The sequence below is a fragment of the Haloplanus vescus genome, from assembly GCF_900107665.1.
GTDB classification, from domain to species: domain Archaea; phylum Halobacteriota; class Halobacteria; order Halobacteriales; family Haloferacaceae; genus Haloplanus; species Haloplanus vescus.
Genome location: NZ_FNQT01000001.1, coordinates 1,238,872 through 1,257,683, shown reverse-complemented (window position 1 = coordinate 1,257,683; position 18,812 = coordinate 1,238,872). Strand labels below are relative to the sequence as shown.

Sequence of the window (18,812 nt, the reverse complement as noted above, 5' to 3'; positions counted from 1 at the left end):
TCGCTCCCTTTGAAGGCCCTACCTACGGCGATGGCCGATTCGAACTCCGCGGCTCCGGACGGGAGTCACGACGACGACGTGCTTGCCGACAAGCTATCCACCGACGAGGTGTATCAGCGCGTGGTCGCCGATGCCGACCATGAAATCACCTCGGGGACGCGCGAGCTGTTCTTCAGCGCGCTGGCCGCGGGTTTTGCAATCACCGTCACCTTCCTGCTGTACGCCTCCGTCACGGCGACGACCGACTCCAAGTTCGTCGGCGTCCTGCTCTACCCCCTTGGATTCATCTACATCATCATCGGCGGCTACCAGCTGTATACGGAGAACACGCTCCCACCGGTGGCGCTGACGCTGGAGCGACTGGTGTCGATTCCCACGCTCGTCCGGCACTGGCTGGTCGTCCTCGCCGGCAATTTCCTCGGTGGCGGCCTCGGCGCCGTCGCTCTCGCGTACGGCGGCGTGTTCGACGACACCACCGCGACGGTCGCGGCCGAGTTCGCACAGAAGGGCATCGCCACACCCGCGACTGACCTGTTCGTCAAGGCTGCCTTCGCGGGCCTCATCGTCGCCGGCGTCGTCTGGATCAACTTCGCCGCCCGCGACACCGTCTCCCGACTGGCCGTCGTCTATCTCGCCTTCCTCGCCATCCCGATGGGGAACCTGTTCCACGTCGTCGTCTCCTTCACCGAGGTGGTCTATCTGGCGCTGGTGTCGGGCGTCAATCCCGGCCCCGCACTGCTCGAATTCGTGTTGCCCGTCCTGGTCGGCAACACCCTCGGCGGCATCCTGTTGGTGACGGTCGTCAACTACTACCAAACCTCCGACCGCCGGTTGGAGATAGACCGCTTCCAGAACGTCCGCCGCCTCTCCATTCGGGAGTGGTTGCTGGGGTCGCTCGCCGGGCGGTCGTACGTCCCCGTCATCGACACCGTCGAGGACATCGTCCGCGACCCCGAGGCCTACCGCATCCTGATCCCCATCGCCAACCCCCGGACCGAGACCGGCGTGGTCAAGCTGGCCTGCCAACTGGCCAGTAGCCATGAGAAAGGGACAGTCCACGTCGTCCACGTCGTGCAGGCGCCGCGCCGGTGGGCGCCGGACGCCGACGCGGCCCAGCGGGACCGAATCCGAAACGAGTCCGAACGCCTCCTCGAGGACACCCGACAGATCGGCACCACCTACGACGTGTCCTTCGAGACGTCGACGGTCGTCACGCCGCGGTCCTTCGAGGAAGTGTTCTCGCTCGCCCGCCGGACCAATCCCAATCTGGTCGTGATGGACTGGGACCGCGAGGGCCTGTGGAGTTCGGCCCGCGCGGAGCGCCCCCTCGACGAGTTGACCAACCGACTCCCCTGTGACTTCCTCGTCGTCAACGACCGCGGACTCGACACGTCGAAGATTCTGCTGCCGACCGCGGGCGGCCCCGACTCCGACCTGAACGCCGCGGTCGCTCGCGCCCTCCAGCAGGTCGCGAGCGCGGAGGTCGAGTTACTCCACGTCGTCGCCGACGAGGCCGATCACCGGGCGGGCGAGGCCTTCCTCCGGAACTGGGCAGACACGCACGACCTGACGGACGTGACTGTCACCGTCGACTCGGGCGACGTGGAACCGGCAATCGCCCGCGCAGCCACCGACAGCACGATGCTCATGCTCGGGGCGACCGAACAGGGTCTGCTCTCGCGCTTGGTCCAGAACTCGCTCCACTTGGACGTCATCAACGACGTGGACTGCTCGGTGCTGTTGGCCGAACGTCCCTCCCGGCGCTCGGTCTGGGAGCGACTGTTCGGGTCGCCCTCGCGGGACCGACGCCCTGCGCGGGCGTTCCGGGACCGCGTCGAATCGCCCACCGACGACGAGTGACGGTCGGTGAGAAGCTTTTCGACGCTCCCGCACTCAGGAGGGGGTATGCCCGATATCTCCGACCGCACGGTCGCCCGCGTCCGGGCCGTCGTGGTCGCCCTCCTCGTGGCTGGCATCGGCCTCGCTACCGGCCTCGTCCTCGTCTTCGGTCTCTCGGTAGCTCTCGCCCTCCTCGGCGTCGACCCCTCACCGTTCGTCCTCCTCGTCGTCTCCCTCGTCTCGATTCAGGGGGTCGCGTTCGGCGGTGTCGCCCTCCTATATCTCCGTTTCCGGGGCCGTTCACTCGGGAGCGTCGGGCTCCGACTCCCGTCGCTCCGTGACCTCCTGTTCGCCGTCGGCGGGTACGTGGCGGCGTTCGTCGCCGCCATCTCCGGGGCTATCGTCATCAGCATCACCGGTGCGCCCGCCGGCGAGAACCAAGTGTCGCAGTTCGCCAGTTCCGACCCCTCGGTCCTGCTCTGGCTCGTCCCCGCCTCGTTTCTGCTCATCGGCCCCGGCGAGGAACTGCTCTTCCGGGGCATCGTTCAGGGTCGCCTGCGCGAGACGTTCGACCGGGTGCCGGGCGTCGTCCTCGCGAGCGCCCTCTTCGCCGCCATCCACTACCTCGCGCTCACCGGCGGCGCAGGCGGGCGTCTCGTGACGATTACCATCCTCTTCTTCCCGGCGCTCGTCTTCGGGACCGTCTACGAACTGTCCGAGAACCTCGTCGTCCCGTCGCTGGTCCACGGCGCCTACAACGCGACGCTCTTCGCCCTCGCGTACGTCGCCATTCGCCTCTCGGAATCGGGGATGGCGCCCAGCGGCACCGAGGCGTCACAGGCCCTCCTCGCCTTGCTGTAGGCGGAACGGAACCCTTACCGCGGCGCCCGCGAAAGCCGGTGGTATGCGCGAGCACTTCGAAGTGCGACACGGCGACGCCCTCGGCCGAATCGGGGCATTGACCGTGCCGCGCGCCGGTCGGACCGTCGAGACGCCGGCGCTGCTCCCCGTGATCAACCCAAATCTCGAGACGGTGGCGCCTGCTCGCCTCGAAGCCGAGTTCGGCGCCGAGATTCTCATCACCAACTCCTACATCATCCGCAGCACCGACGACCTGCGCGAACGCGCCCTCGACGAGGGACTGCACGATATGCTCGACTTCTCGGGCGCCATCGTCACCGACTCCGGGTCGTTCCAACTCGCCGAGTACGGCGACATCGACGTGACGACCCGCGAGATTCTGGAGTTCCAACACGACATCGGCTCGGACGTGGCCACGCCCGTCGACGTGCCGACGCCGCCCGATGTCTCCCGCGAACAGGCCGAAGCCGACCTCGAAACCACGGAACAGGCCCTCGCCGACGCCGCCGCCGTCGACACCGGCGAGATGCTGGTCAACGCCCCGGTGCAGGGGTCGACACACCTCGACCTGCGCGAGGCGGCCGCCCGCCACGCCGACGCCACCGACCTCGACGTGTTCCCCGTCGGCGCCGTCGTCCCCCTGATGAACGACTACCGATACGACGACGTGGTGGACGTGGTCGCGGCGTCGAAACGCGGCCTCGGCGCCGACGCGCCCGTCCACCTCTTCGGCGCCGGTCACCCCATGATGTTCGCCCTCGCCGTCGCCATGGGGTGTGACCTCTTCGACTCCGCCGCCTACGCCATCTACGCCCGCGACGACCGCTATCTCACCGTCCGCGGCACGAAACACCTCGAAGACATCGAGTACTTCCCCTGCGAGTGCCCGGTCTGTTCCGCGCACTCGCCGGCCGAGATTCGCGCCGCGGACGACGGAGAGCGCGAACGCCTCCTCGCCGAACACAACCTCCACGTCTCCTACGGCGAACTCCGTCGCATCAAGCAGGCCATCCGCGACGGTTCCCTCCTCGAACTCGTCGAGACGCGCGCCCGCGGCCACCCGTCGATGCTCGACGGCTACCGCGCGCTCCTCGACCACGCCCGACAGATCGAACGCCACGACCCGGCCTCGAAGGGGTCCTTCTTCTACTGCTCCGCCGAGAGCGCGCGCCGGCCCGAGGTAGTCCGCCACCACGACCGACTCGCCCGACTCGACACCCCCGACAGCCTCCTGTTGACCGAGGGGAACGCGCCCTCCGGCGACCGGTTCGACGCCGCGTGGCGCCTCCTCCCACCCTTTGGCCCCGTGCCGCGGGCGCTCTCGGAGACGTATCCATTCACCGCCGAACTCCCCGACCGAACGGACGACGCGGCCTGCGAGGCGGCCGCGCGCGGCGTCGCCGAACTCGTCGCCGCCAACCCCGAGACGGACGTGACCGTCTCCCACGACGACTGGCCGGCGTCGGCGCTCGGGATGTTGCCCGCCTCGGTGACCGTCGAACCACTGGGCGCGCGCCCGGACCGCGTCGAGTGATCCTGTCGGCTGTAACTCAATACAGACAGTCGGCACCCCGGAGTGCCGACTGTCTTGCAGCAGTGACAGCCAACAGTATGAGCCATCCCCGACCGCCGTGGTACCACGACTCTCGGAACCGTTATCCCTCTACCGGGTGTACAATTGTTTGCAATGGCAAACGGTAAGGTTGATTTCTTCAACGACACAGGCGGCTACGGATTTATCGAGACTGACGACGCAGACGACGACGTGTTCTTCCACATGGAGGACGTTGGCGGTCCGGACCTCGAAGAGGGCCAGGACGTCGATTTCGATATTGAGGACTCCCCCAAGGGTCCCCGCGCGACGAACCTCGTGCGAAACTAACTCGCAGTAATCACCGACGCCGATTCGGCGTCGACACGACGCGTTTTCCGGACTGACTCCATCCACGACCGACTGGACCGTCCGCTCACTCGTTCACGCCACGCATTCGCTCGCTGAAGTCCCACGAGTACACCCGCTTCGGGTCGAGTTCGACGACGACTTCCTCGCGGTCGGGCGCGAGGAGGCGGTCGGCCAGCGACGAGTCCGTCCCGCCGAGATATCGCTCCAGCAGGCTCCGGAGCACCGCCTTCTCCTCGTCGGGCCCGATGGTCGCGCGGCCGTTCCCCCGGACGCCGCGGTACGGCGGGTCGTTGTCCGACACCTCGAACGCGACGCCGTCGTCGGCGCGGAGATACTCGACCACGTTCGCGTTTGCCGAGGTGGCACAGACCAGTCGCTCGGCGTCGGCGTCGAAGCGATACCAGAGCGAGAGCATCCAGAGGCCGCCTGCGGGCGTCCGACAGGCGAGTCTGATGGGGACCCGCGCGTCAGCCAAGTACGCCGCCACGCCCGCGCGGTCCCACTCGCCGGTGTACTCGGGCATGGGGCGCGTTGGGACGCGAACGGCTAAAATCCGCGGCCCGGCTCAGGTTGGATGAACCACGTCCCGACAGTCGGGACACTCCGCGTACGCCGCCGGGCCGTCGGTGGTGTCGTACTCGATGAGGAGCGAATGCCGAGAGATGTCCGTATGGCAGTTCGGGCAGTCGCCGAGTGTCGGTGATTGAGACGGCATGGGGAAACTGAGCGTGTGGGAGCACCGCGCTCCACTTCCCCGTAGCACCCGGAGATACATATACCGTCGCCGACCGTGGTGAAAGTGAAACTGGACGGTGCGCGCCGCCGAACGCTTTTACTGTGGCGCTGACAATTCGCTCGCACGATGTTGCCCCTCCAGTTCGCCGTCCCCGGCGCTATCGAGATTCTGGTGCTGCTCCTCGTGTTCGGCCTGTCGTTCGTCGTCCCCCTCGCCGTCTCCGTCCTCGTCTATCGAGACGCGAAGGGTCGGGGGAGTCGTCACGCCCTCGCGTGGGCCGTGGGCGCCTTCCTCGGCAGTCTCGTCGTCTGGGTGCTCTACTACGTCGTGCGCGACGAGGTGGGCACCCGGTCGATGTGAGGCGGGAACGAAACGTAGTTCCGCGCCGCCCGCCACGACACCCCATGACCGAGTACTTCGAGATTCACGCGCGCGACGGGGCCGCCCGCCTTGGCGAACTCCGCCTGCGCGAGTCCGTGACGACGCCCGCCCTCGCCGACGACAGTGTCGTCGACGGCGGGAGCCTGTGGGCCGCCGACCGCGACGTGCCCGAGGGAAGCGACGACGAGTTGACGGTCCTCCCCCACCGCTCGTTCCCGGCGGGGACGGACCCGACCGTACAGGACTCCTTCGACGCCGACATTCCGGACGTAGACTACCCGTCCGCCGCCGTCGTCACCGGCGACACCGCAGGCGAGTTCGGCTGTGACGCGTACGTCCTCTCGACGGCGTCGGGCGTCGTCGGCCACGGCGAATCGTTCCGGGACGAGATCATCGCCGTCCGCGAGGCGATTCCCGCCGACACCGCACTCTATCTCTCCGGCGTCGCGACGCCCGCGAACGTCGCCTCCCTCGTCGCCGCGGGCGTCGACCTCGTCGACACCAAACTCGCCCGCGTGAAGGGCCGACAGGGCCGCTATCTCACCACCGAGGGCGAATACCACCTCGACGAACTCGCCGAACTCCCCGGCGCCTTCCCCTCCGACCCGCCGCGCGACGAGTTCACCCGCGAGGACTGCGTCGAACACAACGTCGCGGCGCTGGAGTCGGCGCTCGCGACGGCCCGCACCCGGATTCGACGGGGGCGACTCCGCGACTATCTGGAGGGCCAAGCCCGCCACGAGAACTGGCTGACCGCCACCTTCCGCGAGTTCGACCAGGAGTACCGCTACCTCGAACGGCGGACGCCCGTGATTCGCGACGCCGAGATTAGCGCGGCGAGCGAGGACACCCTCAACCGCGTCGAGATTCAGCGCTTCGCCGACCGGGTGACGACCCGCTACCGGAACCGGTTCGCCAACCCCCTCGTTCTCGTCCCGTGTTCGGCGCGCAAGCCCTACAGCGACTCCCAGAGCCACGCCCAGTTCCACCGCGCCATCAACTACCGCGGCCACCTCGCGTCGATGACCTCACCCATCGGCGTCGTCCCCCAAGAGCTGGAGTGTACGTACCCGGCCCAGCACTACGACGCCGTCGTCACCGGCGACTGGACGGAGGGCGAGAAGACGTTCGTCGCCGAGGTGCTCCGGCGCTATCTCGAACGCAACGACTACCCGCGGGTCATCGCCCACGTCCCCGGCGAGGGCTACCGTGACATCTGCGAACGCGTGGCCGCCGAGGTGGACGTGCCCTTTGAGTACACCGTCGAGGACCACCCGACCACCTCGGAGTCGCTGTCGAACCTTTCGGCCGCCCTCGCTGGCGAACTCAAGTTCTCGAAGCGAGAGCGCCAGCACAACACGGTTCGCGCCATCGCTGACTACCAGTTCGGCGCCGGCGCGGGCGACGACCTGTTCCCGGACCTGCAGACGACGAGTCGCCACCCCAAACTGCAGGTCCGCGACGGCGACGGCACCCAACTCGCGGCGCAGGTCCCGCAGTACGGCGTGCTCTCCTTTACGCTCGAAGGCGCTCGCCACTGGGCGGCAAGCGACGCGCCGACCAAGCGCGTCGAAATCGACTCCTTCGTCCCCCACGGGAGCGTGTTGGCGCCGGGCGTCGTCGACGCGAGCGACGACATCCGCGTCGGCGATGAAGTCGTCGTCGAGGGACCGGTCGCGTTCGGTGTCGGCCGGGCCGAGATGAACGGCCCGGAGATGAGCGAAAGTTCCCGCGGCGTCGCCGTACAGGTGCGACACGTGGAGGACAACGCTTAACACGGTTTCCCGACTACGTGTGTCGATGTCAACGCCCGTCCGGCGCGACGTGATTCGGGTCGACCTCTCGGCCGGTCGCGTCTCGCGAGAACGAATCCCCGCCGACTGGCGCCGCGACTTCCTCGGGGGCAAGGGACTCGGCGCCCGCTATCTCTACGACGAACTCGACGCCGGGGCCGACCCGCTCGGCCCGGACAACCGCCTTGCGCTCCTCCTCGGTCCGCTCTCGGGCTATCTCCCCGGCGAGTCGCGCTTCGCCGCCGTCACCAAATCGCCGCTGACCGGCGCCTTCCTCGACTCCTACAGCGGCGGCTCGTTCGCCGACGCCCTCGCTGGCGCCCTCCCCGACGCGATGGGGTTGGTGATTCAGGGCACCGCCGACGACCCGGTCGTACTCACCGTCCGCGACGGCGAGGCGTCGCTCTCGCCCGCCGGCGACCTCTGGGGCGCCGACACCGCCGCCGTCGACGACGCCCTCGACGGCGCCGTCGCCTGCGTCGGCCCTGCGGGCGAACGCGAGGTTGCGTACGCCACCATCGCCTCCGACGGCGGCGACCACCACGCGGGCCGCGGCGGCGCCGGCGCCGTCATGGGTGCCAAGCGACTGAAGGCCGTCGCCGTCCACGGCACGCCACCGGAACCGACGGGCGAACTCGCGGACCTCCAAGCCCGGTACACCGACGCCTACCGCGACGACGACACCGGTCGCTGGCAGGCCGCTGGCGAGACTGTCGAGAGCGTCGACTTCGCCAACGAGGTGGGCGTCCTCTCGACGCGTGGCTGGCAGGGCGGCACCTTCGACGACGCCGCCGACATCGGCGTCGAGGCCGTCCGCGAGGCGTCGACCGGGCGTGAGAACGAGAGCGACGCCGTCCCCGGTGGCTTCCGCGTCGACACGGACGAGGGCGAGGCGGTCCCCCGCGGCGGCACGCTCATGTCGCTCGGCGCCGGCCTCGGCATCGACGACTTCGACGACGTGGCCCGTCTCGGCGCGACCTGTGACCGATTGGGGATGGACGTCATCAGCGCGGGCAACGCCGTCGCGTGGGCCATGCGCGCCACGGACGCCGACGCCCTCGACACCGACCTCGACTTCGGCGACGCCGACGCTGCGGAGCGACTGCTCGCCGAGATTGCGGCGCGGTCGACGGCCCTCGGCGACACCCTCGCCGACGGCGTGGAGGCCGCCCGCGACCGGTCCGGCGCGAACGCGGTGCCGACGGTGAAGTCGATGGAGCTGCCGGCGTACGACCCGCGGGGCGCGGCGGGGATGGCACTCGCCTACGCCACGAGCGACCGCGGCGGCTGTCACCGCCGCGCCCGCCCCGTCGAGCGCGAAGCGTTCGCCCGCGACGAGTGGTCGACCGCCGACCGCGTCGCCACCGTCGTCGGCGCCCAGAACGTCCGCTCGACGCTCTGGAGCCTCGTCGTCGACGACTTCGCCGGGGAGACGATGTGGCAGGACCTCGGCGCCGAGTGGCTCCAGGCCGTCGACATCGACCACGACCGAGACTCGCTGGCGACGCTCGGCGAGCGCGTCTGGACGCTCGTGCGCCTGTTCAACGCCCGCGAGGGGTTCGACCGCGACGACGACTCCCTGCCCGAGGTGTTCGAGGAGCCGATGCCCGACGGCCCGGCGGCGGGCCGGACCGTCGACCGCGAGGCCTTCGAGGCGATGCTCGACGCCTACTACGACGCCCGCGGGTGGTCGCCCGACGGCCTCCCCACCGCCGTGACCGTCGAGCGATTGGGCCTCCACAGCGTCATCGACGACGAGACACCGCTCGGTGCGGCCCCCGCCGTCACCGACGAGTCGGGTGCCAGGGAGCGTGACCGCCGCCACGACCACGGACGCTGACGAGCCGTGACCGACGACACCACCACCGGGTCGAACCCCGCTCGCCCGCACGACTGTCATCGGTGCGGGCAGACCATCGACCCCGGACACGTCTACGGCGCACTCGACTTGCTCGACGCCGAAGGCGAGCTTCGGGTGCTGCTCTGTCGGTCCTGTTCGGCGGCGCTACGTGACTTCTTGGAGTGAGGAGTGGCCGAGTGCGAGAGCCTTTTACCGCTCGCGGGCCACCCAATCGTATGGACGAATTCGACCTTGGCGTCCCGAAACAGATTCTCGAATCGCTCCCCGACGACGACGAGGCCCGACAGGACATGCAGCGGGCTGTCGCCGGACTCGAGGCCAGACTCAACGAGGCCGTCGAGGCGGCTGAGGACCAGCGCGAGGCAGCCCAGAACGTCGTCAGCGCTCTCGAACGTCTCGAAGACCAGCTCGAACAGTACGACGAGTTCGTCCCCGAACTCCGCGCGTGGGGGCAGTCGCCCATCTACGCCATCGCGTGGCGCAACCTGCAGGCGGACCTCATCATGCAGATTCAGGATGTCGGCTGGGTCGCAGAGCGCATCGACCAGGAGCGCAACTACCAGACTGTCGAAGACGGAATTCGCCTGAGCGACCGGTAACACCGGGTCGTGCCGCGTCACTTTTCACTCTCGGCTTCCTCAAGAATAGGTATGCATCTGAACTTGCGATTTTTCGCGACGTTCCGCGAAGCCGTCGGCCAGAAGACGCTCGAACACGAGTTCGAGGATGGCGCGACGGTCGGAAACGTCCTTTCGACGCTCGAATCCGAGTATGAGGGACTCGAGGGCCAAATCCTGACCGAGGACGGCGACCTGCAGCCGAACCTCAACATCCTGAAAAACGGTCGCGAGGTCCTGCACATGGAGGGCACCGAGACGCTGATGGAAGACGACGACACGCTGTCGATATTCCCGCCGGTGGCAGGAGGAGCATGACCGACGACGACTGGGTCACCCGAGAGCGCTCCTTCCGGGGCATCTCGAAGCGACTGGCGATCAAGTATCTCGGAAACCTCGGCGCCGAGCAGGTCAGCGACGACCGAGTCGAGGCCGAGGACTGGGCCGCCGACCTGTCGACACAGACCGTCAGCATCGGCCCGTCGACGACGCTGACGCAGGTCGACCTGGATTTCGAGGGCGACCCCGAGGCGTTGGACCCGCTCATCGAGCGGTTCGCCCAGAAGGCGATGCGCGCCGGTGGGTGAGCGTGTCGGGCGCGCCGGAATCGCCCATCGACGGGCAAGTGTTCATGCTCGCCGCCGCGAAGGCGAGTGTCGCACCCAGCAAGCTATCTGACCTGCTGTCTCGGGTGCAGGCCGACGTCGGGGGCCGGCTCGACGTCTACCGTCGCGACTTCGAGCGCGTCGCCCAGCAGGACGACCGCGAGGTGTTTCTCGTCCCGACCGGTCACTGGGAACAGATTGCCGACCGACTCGACTTCGGCGAGCGAGAGCGGAAGGCCGTCGCTCGCGCGCACGCCGAACAGCTCCGCAGCATCGGCTCCGACACCGGCCGGAACGACGAGTTCGAGACGGCGCTCGAAATCCGCGAAGCCGTCGTCGTCGGGACGTAACGGCACCGACGCCCCGAGCGCCCGCGGTCAGTCGTCGTTCGCCGGCGGCGTCTCCTCCTCCGTGGAGATGGGGTCGCGTTCCTCCTCGCTGAACCCCGCCGAGGACTCCATCCGTCGTCGCGCCTCGGGGTCGAACTCCGCTTCGATGTCTTGGTACTTGCTGACGAAGGAGAGTTCGTGGTGGCTCTCCGTCGGGTGGCCGAGATACCGCTCTTCGAGGTCGAACTGCGCTCGTTCGTCCGTCTCCGCGAGGGCCTTGAAGTCCTCGTAGACGGCGTGGGCGCCCGAGTGGAGCCCGAACAGGGTGATGAAGATGTACTTGTAGCCGAGGTCGCCGAGTTCCGAGAACGTCAGCGGGTCGTCTTCCTCGGACCACGCGAACGACGACGAGTAGTTGAACGCCAGATCGAGGTCCGGGTGGGTCTCGTGGATGGTCTCGGCGTACTCGACTGCGTCCTCGCGGGAGGGGTCGGGCATCTCCGGCCAGACGAGGTCGACGCCCGCGTCGGCGTAGATGCGCCCGCGTTCGAGGTGTTCCTCCCAGTCGCCGTTGGCGGAGCCGTAGGCGTCCGTGCGGGCGATGATGACGGTGTCCTCGCACTGCTTGGCGTCGACGGCGGCGCGGAAGCGGGCCTCCGCCTCCTCGCGGGAGACGATTTGCTTGCCCGCGATGTGACCACAGCGCTTGGGCGTCGTCTGGTCCTCGATGTGAATCGCCGCGACGCCCGCCTTCTCGTACTCGCGGACCGCGCGGCGGACGTTGTGAATCCCGCCGTAGCCGGTGTCACAGTCGGCGATGACGGGCAGGGTCGTCGCCTCCGCGATGCGCTTTGCGTTCTCGACCATCTCGGTCATCGTCACCATCTCCAGGTCGGGGAAGCCGAACTGGCCGAGAACCGTCGAGTAACCGCTCATGTAGACGGCGTCGTGGCCGGTCATCTCCGCTAGGCGCGCGTCGAGGGCGTGATAGAGGCCGGGCGCGAAGACGAACTGTTGGTCTGCCAGTTGCTCCCGGAACTGGACCGCCGCCGGGTTGTCGATGTCGCGCGTGACGGTGTCGGTGTCGAGGTCCTCCGGCGTCATCGTCGCTTCTCGGTTCGATACCGAATATCGGGAACGAGTGGCGCTTCCTGTGTCTGTTCGTCGTCGTACCCTCGCAGCGTCGCGCGGTCCGTCGGCGGCCGGCGGGCCGCGGGGCGTCGCTCGTCCCGTCGTCCGCCGTCGGTTCTCGTGGTGTCGCCTCGGCCGATGTCGGGGACGAGGGGAGCTTGCTGTGCTAGTTCGTCGTCGGGTCGGGTCGTGGGTTCCATGGTGTGAGTGTCGGGTCGGTCGTCGGTCGTCGGGCGGTGCGGGCCGTCTCCGCGAGAGAGCGTACGTGCATTGCAACCGGACCCAGGATTGGGAGGTAAATAAACATAATGATTTTTAATGATAATATTTGTTAATGTCATTTAATCACATGGTGTGATACAACCTCACGCTTGCGGACCCCGACTCCACGGGGCTTAATTCCGTCCAGCGCCGATTCCCGGTAGATGGTGGCTGCGATAGAGATCGACGATCTCAGGAAGGAATACGGCGACGTGACGGCACTCGACGGCGTTTCGCTGACGGTGCCCGAGGGGAGTTTCTTCGGCCTCCTCGGTCCGAACGGCGCGGGCAAGACGACGTTCATCAACATCCTCGTCGGCCTCGTTCGCAAGAGCGGCGGCGAGGCGCGCGTGTTCGGACACGACATCGAGGCGGACTACCGCGAGGCCCGGAACCACATCGGCGTCGCGCCCCAAGAGTTCAACGTCGACCGCTTCTTCCCGATTCGAGAGGTACTAGAGCACAAGGCTGGATACCACGGTATCCCCGCGAGCGAGGCGCGGGAGCGCGCCGACGAGGTGCTGAAACAGGTCGGCATCTACGAGAAACGCGACACCCGCTTCGACTGGCTCTCGGGCGGCATGAAGCGCCGCTTCCTCATCGCCCGTGCGCTCGTCACCCAGCCGGACCTCCTCATCCTCGACGAACCGACCGCCGGCGTCGACGTCCAGCTCCGACACGACCTCTGGGACCTCATCACCGACCTCAACGAGGGAGGGACGACCATCCTTCTCACCACCCACTACATCGAGGAAGCCGAACGCCTCTGTGACGAGGTGGCCATCCTCGACAGCGGACGGGTCGTGACCGTGAGCACCCCCGACGAACTCATGGACAGCGGCACCGACCGCATCACCGTCACCTTCCGCGACCCGATTCAGTCCGTCCCCGACATCACCGTCGGCGACGGCCACATCGAGGCCGTCGACGTCGAAGACGGTCGCCTCGTCGTCGCCGCGTCCCGCGGCGGCGTGGTCGCCCCCGACCTGGTCCGCGAACTCGACGACGCCGGCTACGAAATCGTCGACCTTGACGTGTCCCGCACCTCGCTCGAAGAGGTGTTCGTCGAGATGACGCGACAGGACACCGCCGTTCCGGAGGGGCAAGCGTGAGCCTCGTCGGCCTGAAGACGCTGACCCGCCGGGAGATTCTCCGCTTCGTCAGGCGTCCCTACAACACGTTCCTCCCCCCCATCATCACGAACGCGCTCTACTTCTCCGTGTTCGGCGTCATCCTCGGCAGTCGCATCGGCGCCATCGCGGGCGTGAGCTACATCCAGTTCGTGTTGCCGGGCCTGGTCGTCTTGGGCGCCATCTCCGACGCCTTCGAGAACGCCTCGTTCTCGATTTTCCACGGCCGGTGGAACGATTACATCGACGCCGTCATCGTGACTCCGCTGTCGAATCTCAGCATGGTCTCGGCGTACGTCATCGCGAGCGCCACCCGTGGCGTCCTCACCGCCGTCCTCATCGTCGCTGTCGGACTCGTGTTTACCGCTGTGCCCATCTCTCATCCCCTCTATCTGGTCAGCTTCCTACTGGTCATCACGACGCTGTTCGGCGGCCTCGGCATCATCGGTGGCCTCTGGGCCGACGACTTCGACTACCTGACGGTCATGAACCAGTTCATCCTCCGCCCGCTGGTGTTCTTCGGCGCCGTCTTCTACTCGCTCGACGTGTTGCCGCCGCTCTGGCGCCAGATTTCCCTGCTGAACCCGATGGTCTACATGGTCAACGGCGTCCGCTACGGCATGATCGGCGTCACCGAAATCGACCCGAACGTCTCCCTCGTCGTCCTCTCGGCGACGACGGTGGTCGTCCTCCTCGTCGACTACCTGCTCTTCAAGCGTGGCTACGGCCTGACCGAATAGCCAGAGCCAAGGCCGCCGGCCACGCAGAGCGGCCATGCGCCAGTTCGTCGTCATCGGTCACGACGCCCCCACGACCCCCGACTTCGCGCTCGACGACCTCGCGGGCGCCGCCGGACGCCTCGACGTGCTCTGTCGGTGTGTCAACTCCGCTTTCTTCCTCTCGCACGCGCTCCGGGAGGACGTTCGCGTCCACCTCGTCCTCGGCGACGAGTTCACCGTCACCTTCGACGGCGCCGACCTCCGCCGACTCAACCCCGACGAGCGGAGCACGGCCGCCCTGATTCGCAACGCCCTCGACCGTCGCGAGGACGCCATCGGCCACCAGCCGGTCGAATCGAGTCCCGGCGTCGCCATCCGCCGCCGCGGGTTCGCGGCGACCCTCGACGCCCTCGATGGCTCGCTCGTCCACCTCCACGAGGACGGCACCCCCGTCGTCGACGCCGAACCGCCCACCGACCCCGTGTTCGTCCTCTCGGACCACCACGACTTCACCGACGCTGAGGCGTCGCTCCTCTCTGACCGGGCGGACCTGCGGGTTCGACTCGGGCCGACGGCGCTCCACGCCGACCACGCCATCACCGTCGCGCACAACTACCTGGACACCGACGGCTTCGAGTCGTATTGACCTCTGGCCGGCCGCTGAATCACAACTGTTAAACTCGCCGCAGGTGTTTTTCTCACTGCGGGCCGGTGGGGTAGCTTGGTATCCTTCGGCCTTCGGGTGGCCGTAACCACGATTCAAATTCGTGCCGGCCCATTTTCACCCCACTTCACAACGACGAGCGTTAGCGAGGCGTCTGTAGTGGGTGTGGAATACTGGACGAATTTGAATCAGGGAGCAAATCGAAGATTTGCGACCGTGATTCACGATTCGTGCCGGCCCATTTTCCCCACTTTCAATTCGTCAGCGACAGCCTCGAATCACTCGGTCGGGTCGAACGGCGTCCAGTCGCGAGGCTGGTCTGCCAGTCCACGGGCGCGCAATTCGGGGCCGTCGTCTGCGTCGCGCACGTCGATCCGGCCGTTACAGAACTGCGCCAGCGTGCCGACCGCTCGCTCGTCGTGATTCGAGGGGTCGATGAGCAGGATGCCGAGGCCGTCCACGCTGTCGATGCGGCCGACGAGCGTGTGGACGAACCGCGAGACGGTCTGCAGGTCGTTGAACGTGAGCAGCGTCGACGTGGTGTAGAGGCCGGTCCGCACGCGGTCGATGCCGGCGCGCTGGAAGTCCCGATACACGTCCGAGAAGCGCATCCCGATGCCCGTGAGATCCGAGGGTCCGGAGAGCGGCAGGACGCGAGCGGGCACGCTCTGGTCCTCGTCGCCCACGCAGTCGAGGATGGCCGTGCTGTCGGCCCGCACGTCGAGGCCGACGCGTTTGCACTCCTCGACGATGCGGCTCGACCGCTCGTTCGTCGAGACGATGATAGCGCCTTCGTCCGATTCGCCGGCGAGCATCCGCAGACCGAGTTCGCGCGCGCCGCCGTGAATCGGCCCGGCCACGAGCACCGTCGTCCCCGGGCGGATGTCCGCGAGTGGGAGCGACGCGAAACTGTAGCCCTCAGACATCGCGCTCACCCCCTTTGAGCTGTCGGCGCAACTCCAACTGTTCCATCGCCTCGTCGGCGAGCAACTGGAGGTGGTGACGGTCACGCTCGGAGAACGTCCGGGGCGTGTCGTCGTACACGCAGAACGTCCCGATGTGGTGGCCGTCGGGCGTGGTGAGCGACGCACTCGCGTAGAAGCGGATGTTCGCGGCCGCGAGGCCCTCGTTCCCGCTGAAGCGGGGGTCGTCCTGCGTGTCCTCGAACACGGTCACGTCGTCGTCGAGAATCGCGTAGGTACACACCGTGTCCTCGCGGTCGACTGGGTCGAAGGAGATGCCGTGACACGCGAGGAAGCGCTGCTCGTGGGCGTCGATGAGGCCGATAGCGGACGAGTCGACGTCGAACAGCGCGGTCGCCAGCTCCGCCAGTCGGTCGATAGAGTCGCCGAGTTCCGCGGGGTTCGCGGCGTAGCGTTCGAGCGCGGCCACGCGTGCGCCCTCGTCCTCCGGGAGCGGATACGCCGTCTGCGTCTGGAGCGCGACGCTCTGCTCGACGCGGGCGACGACCTCCGCCCGTGCGTCGGGGTCGTCTTTCGAGACGAATTCGGCCACGACACCGCCGAACTCGCTCGTGTCGATGTCGTCGAGGCCGACCGCCGTGAACAGCACGCACGCGGTGTCCGGCGACAGTTCACGAGCGTCACGCACCAGTTCGAGACCGGTCCCGTCGGGCAGCTCGTACTCGGTGACGAGGGCATCGACGGTGTCCGTCTCGTCGAGAACCCGCCGGGCAGTCGCTGACGACGACGCTGCACGCGTCTCGAAACCCGCCTCGTCGAACGCGTCGACGGTCGCCGTCCGCGCCCGTTCGTCCGGGTCTACACACAGAATCATCCAATCGTCTTGACAGTCCGGCCGGCCGTAATAAATAGCTCGTGCCTCGTGGCCTGACAGGTGAGTCCCCGGACAGCCTTAATGCGCCATCCCCCCTACTCACGCCCGTGGACGCCCCGTTCGAGGTGTTGGGAGTGGCGCCGGACGCGGACGACGCGGCGGTCGACCAGGCGTACCGCCGTCGTGTGATGGAGACCCACCCCGACCAGGGTGGCTCGACCCGCGCGTTCCAGCGAGTCAAGCGGGCCTACGAGACGATTCAGGCCATGCGCGACGGCGAGACGGACGCTCCGGACGCCGGTACCGACGACACACACTACGCCCAGTCCCGCGTCGAGTATCTGAACTACGAGGTGGTCGACGACCGCGGGTGGTCGCTCACCGATGACGGCCTCTTCGACCGTGCGGCGGCGGCCGACCTCGACCCCACCGACTACGGTGCGTTTCTGGTCGAACCGGGCGAGACGCTCCTCGAAGCCGCGGAAAATCGTGGATTCGCGTGGCCCTACGCGTGTCGCGGTGGGGCGTGCGCGAACTGCGCCGTCGCCGTCGTCGAGGGCGAGATGACGGTTCAAATCGACCACGTCCTCTCCCGCGAGCTGACCGAGCGCGGCATCCACCTGTCCTGTCTCGGCGCGCCCTCGACTGCCGAGATGCGCGTCGTCTACAACGTCAAGCACATGCCGGAGCTCGACGACCTTCGCCTCCCGCCGTATCGGTTCGAACGGACGCAGTCCGTGGATTAGTGTCGCCGGACCAGCCCCGCGAGGAGGCTCACGAGTGCGAGCAGCGCCGCGACGACGCCGAATCCAGTCCCGTCTCCCGTCGTCGTAGTCGGCGTCGCCGTGGCCGTCGACGTTGCCGTTGCGGTGGCGGTCGGTTCTGGCGTCGGTGTCGCGGTGGCTGTGGCCGTCGCGGTGGCCGTGGCCGTCGGCGTCGCTGTCGATGTCGCCGTCGGTTCGGCCGTCGGCGTCGCCGTCACGCCCTTCACGCGAACCGTCTCCGTTCTGTTTCCTGCGTCGACGTTGCTCCCAGCCACCATGACGCGGTAGGTGCCCGGTTGGGGTTCACCGAGGTCGACCGTAATTTGCCCCCCGCTCTCGGTGATACGACCGGTGGCCACTTCCGACCCCGACGGCCCTGTGACGGTGACGTCGAGGCGGTCCACCGACGCGAAGTCGTACTGGGCCAGAATCGTCAGCCGATTCAGTCGCTCGGGGGCGATGGATTCGCCGTTGACGCGGAGCGACCGTTCGTCGCGGAGCGTGACCGTCGACACTTCGGGCCGGGTGACACTCAGGTCCGCGCGGATGTCGCTGTCGTTGACGGCGGCGTAGGCGCCGGCTTTCCATCCGTCGAAGTCGGCATTCGTCGGGTCGTTGATGGTGACTCGCTCACCGCTGCTCACGGCTCGGAGCGTTATCGGGTCGGTGCCGATTCGCTCGCCGCCGGAGAGGCGCACCATCGAAATGTTCAGCGTCTCGCTGACGTACACCTGGACTGGTGCTCTCGTCTCGGCCGGTCGGTCGCGCGGTTCGCTCACCGCACCCACGGGGAGGGCGACTGCGCCGACGAGGAGGAGGAGGGCGACGGCGACGAGTGCTGTCGAGTTCGAAATGTGTGTCACTGCGAATATATCATTCGAGAGACTATATAAAGTTACATCTCGAGTCGACCCGCTGCGCTTGAGGCCAGGGTACGCGACTGCTGCGTTCGACACTGTGAACGCACAGAAACGGTGGGGAAGGCTGAATAGGCGTCGCAGCAATCCGGGGGTATGGACTGTCCGCAGTGTGGCGGCACGCTCGACACCTACGCCCTGAGTGATAGCGAGGCGTCCGTCTGTGAGGACTGCGGCTACGTCGGCATCGCGGCAGAGCACCGCGGCGACCCCCGCGCGGTCGAGTCCTGGGACGACGCCCTCCGCCGATTCTATCGCGCACACGGCCGCGACGGTGCGCCGAGCGTCGACCTCCACCCGCCGCTCTCTCGCCCGACGAACGAGCCCTCCGAATCGTGGGACGACGCCCTCCGACGGTTCTACGCGCGACAGGCGGACGGGGACGCGTCCGAAAAAAGCGGGGACACCGACGAGGTGGCCGACGACACCGGCACCGAGGAAACTGACGACGAGGCAGCGTCGGACGACAGCGTCGAGACGGAAGCCGACGCGAGCCAGTAGGCG

Annotated in this window: 24 protein-coding genes and 1 tRNA gene; 18 read left to right on the top strand and 7 right to left on the bottom strand. The window is 67.6% G+C overall.

Annotated features, from left to right (window positions below; genetic code table 11):
• The first annotated feature begins 30 nt into the window (after positions 1 to 30).
• The 4 genes from BLU18_RS06725 (at position 31) to BLU18_RS06710 (ending at position 4,582) form a co-directional block, all read left to right on the top strand.
• Entirely contained in the window at positions 31 to 1,860 is a 1,830-nt protein-coding gene (locus tag BLU18_RS06725; RefSeq protein ID WP_092633197.1) for a formate/nitrite transporter family protein, read from the top strand.
• A gap of 45 nt (positions 1,861 to 1,905) precedes the next feature.
• On the top strand, positions 1,906 to 2,700 hold the full coding sequence (locus BLU18_RS06720; RefSeq protein WP_092633195.1) for a CPBP family intramembrane glutamic endopeptidase: 795 nt from the start codon (positions 1,906 to 1,908) through the stop codon (positions 2,698 to 2,700).
• A gap of 43 nt (positions 2,701 to 2,743) precedes the next feature.
• Entirely contained in the window at positions 2,744 to 4,234 is a 1,491-nt protein-coding gene (tgtA, locus tag BLU18_RS06715; RefSeq protein ID WP_092633193.1) for a tRNA guanosine(15) transglycosylase TgtA, read from the top strand.
• A 153-nt stretch (positions 4,235 to 4,387) separates the two neighbouring features.
• On the top strand, positions 4,388 to 4,582 hold the full coding sequence (locus BLU18_RS06710; RefSeq protein WP_092633191.1) for a cold-shock protein: 195 nt from the start codon (positions 4,388 to 4,390) through the stop codon (positions 4,580 to 4,582).
• Positions 4,583 to 4,667: 85 nt separating this feature from the next.
• Here the strand turns inward: BLU18_RS06710 and BLU18_RS06705 are convergent, their stop codons facing one another.
• Both BLU18_RS06705 and BLU18_RS14815 read right to left on the bottom strand, forming a co-directional pair.
• The gene (locus BLU18_RS06705) at positions 4,668 to 5,126 is read right to left on the bottom strand and encodes a pyridoxamine 5'-phosphate oxidase family protein (RefSeq protein ID WP_092633189.1); all 459 of its coding nucleotides are present in this window, start codon (positions 5,124 to 5,126) and stop codon (positions 4,668 to 4,670) included.
• A gap of 42 nt (positions 5,127 to 5,168) precedes the next feature.
• A complete protein-coding gene (locus BLU18_RS14815) occupies positions 5,169 to 5,318 on the bottom strand; it encodes a DUF7837 family putative zinc-binding protein (RefSeq protein ID WP_176791190.1) in 150 nt (49 codons plus the stop codon).
• Positions 5,319 to 5,465: 147 nt separating this feature from the next.
• Here BLU18_RS14815 and BLU18_RS06700 point away from each other — a divergent pair, with 147 nt between their 5' ends.
• From BLU18_RS06700 to BLU18_RS06665, 8 genes are read left to right on the top strand one after another with little or no spacing between them, the layout of a single operon-like run.
• Positions 5,466 to 5,699, top strand: coding sequence for a hypothetical protein (locus tag BLU18_RS06700; RefSeq protein WP_092633187.1), 234 nt, complete (start codon positions 5,466 to 5,468; stop codon positions 5,697 to 5,699).
• A 44-nt stretch (positions 5,700 to 5,743) separates the two neighbouring features.
• Positions 5,744 to 7,495 carry an archaeosine synthase subunit alpha gene (gene arcS, locus BLU18_RS06695; RefSeq protein ID WP_092633185.1) on the top strand — a complete coding sequence of 584 codons (1,752 nt, stop codon included), beginning with the start codon at positions 5,744 to 5,746 and terminating at the stop codon, positions 7,493 to 7,495.
• 25 nt (positions 7,496 to 7,520) lie between these two features.
• Entirely contained in the window at positions 7,521 to 9,353 is a 1,833-nt protein-coding gene (locus BLU18_RS06690; protein ID WP_092633183.1) for an aldehyde ferredoxin oxidoreductase family protein, read from the top strand.
• Positions 9,354 to 9,359: 6 nt separating this feature from the next.
• Positions 9,360 to 9,539 carry a hypothetical protein gene (locus tag BLU18_RS06685; protein WP_092633181.1) on the top strand — a complete coding sequence of 60 codons (180 nt, stop codon included), beginning with the start codon at positions 9,360 to 9,362 and terminating at the stop codon, positions 9,537 to 9,539.
• A 50-nt stretch (positions 9,540 to 9,589) separates the two neighbouring features.
• Positions 9,590 to 9,973 carry a DUF7971 family protein gene (locus tag BLU18_RS06680; protein ID WP_092633179.1) on the top strand — a complete coding sequence of 128 codons (384 nt, stop codon included), beginning with the start codon at positions 9,590 to 9,592 and terminating at the stop codon, positions 9,971 to 9,973.
• A 51-nt stretch (positions 9,974 to 10,024) separates the two neighbouring features.
• Entirely contained in the window at positions 10,025 to 10,309 is a 285-nt protein-coding gene (locus BLU18_RS06675; protein WP_092633177.1) for a ubiquitin-like small modifier protein 1, read from the top strand.
• A complete protein-coding gene (locus tag BLU18_RS06670; protein WP_092633175.1) occupies positions 10,306 to 10,578 on the top strand; it encodes a MoaD-like domain-containing protein in 273 nt (90 codons plus the stop codon). Before BLU18_RS06675 ends, BLU18_RS06670 begins: the two co-directional genes overlap by 4 nt.
• 2 nt (positions 10,579 to 10,580) lie before the next feature.
• Complete coding sequence (locus BLU18_RS06665) at positions 10,581 to 10,946, top strand: DUF8048 family protein (protein ID WP_245697892.1); 366 nt, start codon at positions 10,581 to 10,583, stop codon at positions 10,944 to 10,946.
• 27 nt (positions 10,947 to 10,973) lie between these two features.
• Here the strand turns inward: BLU18_RS06665 and aceA are convergent, their stop codons facing one another.
• Both aceA and BLU18_RS06655 read right to left on the bottom strand, forming a co-directional pair.
• Positions 10,974 to 12,029, bottom strand: coding sequence for an isocitrate lyase (gene aceA, locus BLU18_RS06660; RefSeq protein ID WP_092633173.1), 1,056 nt, complete (start codon positions 12,027 to 12,029; stop codon positions 10,974 to 10,976).
• Entirely contained in the window at positions 12,026 to 12,256 is a 231-nt protein-coding gene (locus BLU18_RS06655; RefSeq protein WP_092633171.1) for a hypothetical protein, read from the bottom strand. Before BLU18_RS06655 ends, aceA begins: the two co-directional genes overlap by 4 nt.
• Positions 12,257 to 12,481: 225 nt before the next feature.
• Between BLU18_RS06655 and BLU18_RS06650 the strand changes: the two genes are divergently transcribed.
• The 4 genes from BLU18_RS06650 (at position 12,482) to BLU18_RS06635 (ending at position 14,944) form a co-directional block, all read left to right on the top strand.
• Positions 12,482 to 13,429, top strand: a complete 948-nt coding sequence (locus BLU18_RS06650; RefSeq protein WP_092633169.1) for an ABC transporter ATP-binding protein — start codon at positions 12,482 to 12,484, stop codon at positions 13,427 to 13,429.
• Positions 13,426 to 14,187: an ABC transporter permease gene (locus BLU18_RS06645; protein WP_092633167.1), complete on the top strand. Its 762-nt coding sequence runs from the start codon at positions 13,426 to 13,428 to the stop codon at positions 14,185 to 14,187. Before BLU18_RS06650 ends, BLU18_RS06645 begins: the two co-directional genes overlap by 4 nt.
• Before the next feature lie 34 nt (positions 14,188 to 14,221).
• Entirely contained in the window at positions 14,222 to 14,812 is a 591-nt protein-coding gene (gene trmY / locus BLU18_RS06640) for a tRNA (pseudouridine(54)-N(1))-methyltransferase TrmY (protein WP_092633165.1), read from the top strand.
• 59 nt (positions 14,813 to 14,871) lie between these two features.
• A tRNA-Pro gene (locus tag BLU18_RS06635) sits at positions 14,872 to 14,944 on the top strand.
• 164 nt (positions 14,945 to 15,108) lie between these two features.
• Here BLU18_RS06635 and BLU18_RS06630 read toward each other — a convergent pair.
• Both BLU18_RS06630 and BLU18_RS06625 read right to left on the bottom strand, forming a co-directional pair.
• Complete coding sequence (locus tag BLU18_RS06630) at positions 15,109 to 15,756, bottom strand: DUF7504 family protein (protein ID WP_092633163.1); 648 nt, start codon at positions 15,754 to 15,756, stop codon at positions 15,109 to 15,111.
• Complete coding sequence (locus BLU18_RS06625; RefSeq protein WP_092633161.1) at positions 15,749 to 16,627, bottom strand: GAF domain-containing protein; 879 nt, start codon at positions 16,625 to 16,627, stop codon at positions 15,749 to 15,751. Before BLU18_RS06625 ends, BLU18_RS06630 begins: the two co-directional genes overlap by 8 nt.
• Positions 16,628 to 16,734: 107 nt before the next feature.
• On the opposite strand from BLU18_RS06625, the gene fer reads away from it, so the two are divergent.
• A complete protein-coding gene (gene fer, locus BLU18_RS06620; protein WP_092633158.1) occupies positions 16,735 to 17,373 on the top strand; it encodes a ferredoxin Fer in 639 nt (212 codons plus the stop codon).
• On the opposite strand, the gene BLU18_RS14810 is transcribed toward fer, so the two are convergent.
• Positions 17,370 to 18,254 (bottom strand): hypothetical protein, encoded by an 885-nt coding sequence (locus BLU18_RS14810; RefSeq protein ID WP_176791189.1) that lies wholly within the window; start codon positions 18,252 to 18,254, stop codon positions 17,370 to 17,372. The two genes, fer and BLU18_RS14810, sit on opposite strands and share 4 nt — an antisense overlap.
• Positions 18,255 to 18,404: 150 nt before the next feature.
• Between BLU18_RS14810 and BLU18_RS06610 the strand changes: the two genes are divergently transcribed.
• Positions 18,405 to 18,809, top strand: coding sequence for a TFIIB-type zinc ribbon-containing protein (locus BLU18_RS06610; RefSeq protein WP_092633156.1), 405 nt, complete (start codon positions 18,405 to 18,407; stop codon positions 18,807 to 18,809).
• Positions 18,810 to 18,812 lie beyond the last annotated feature (3 nt).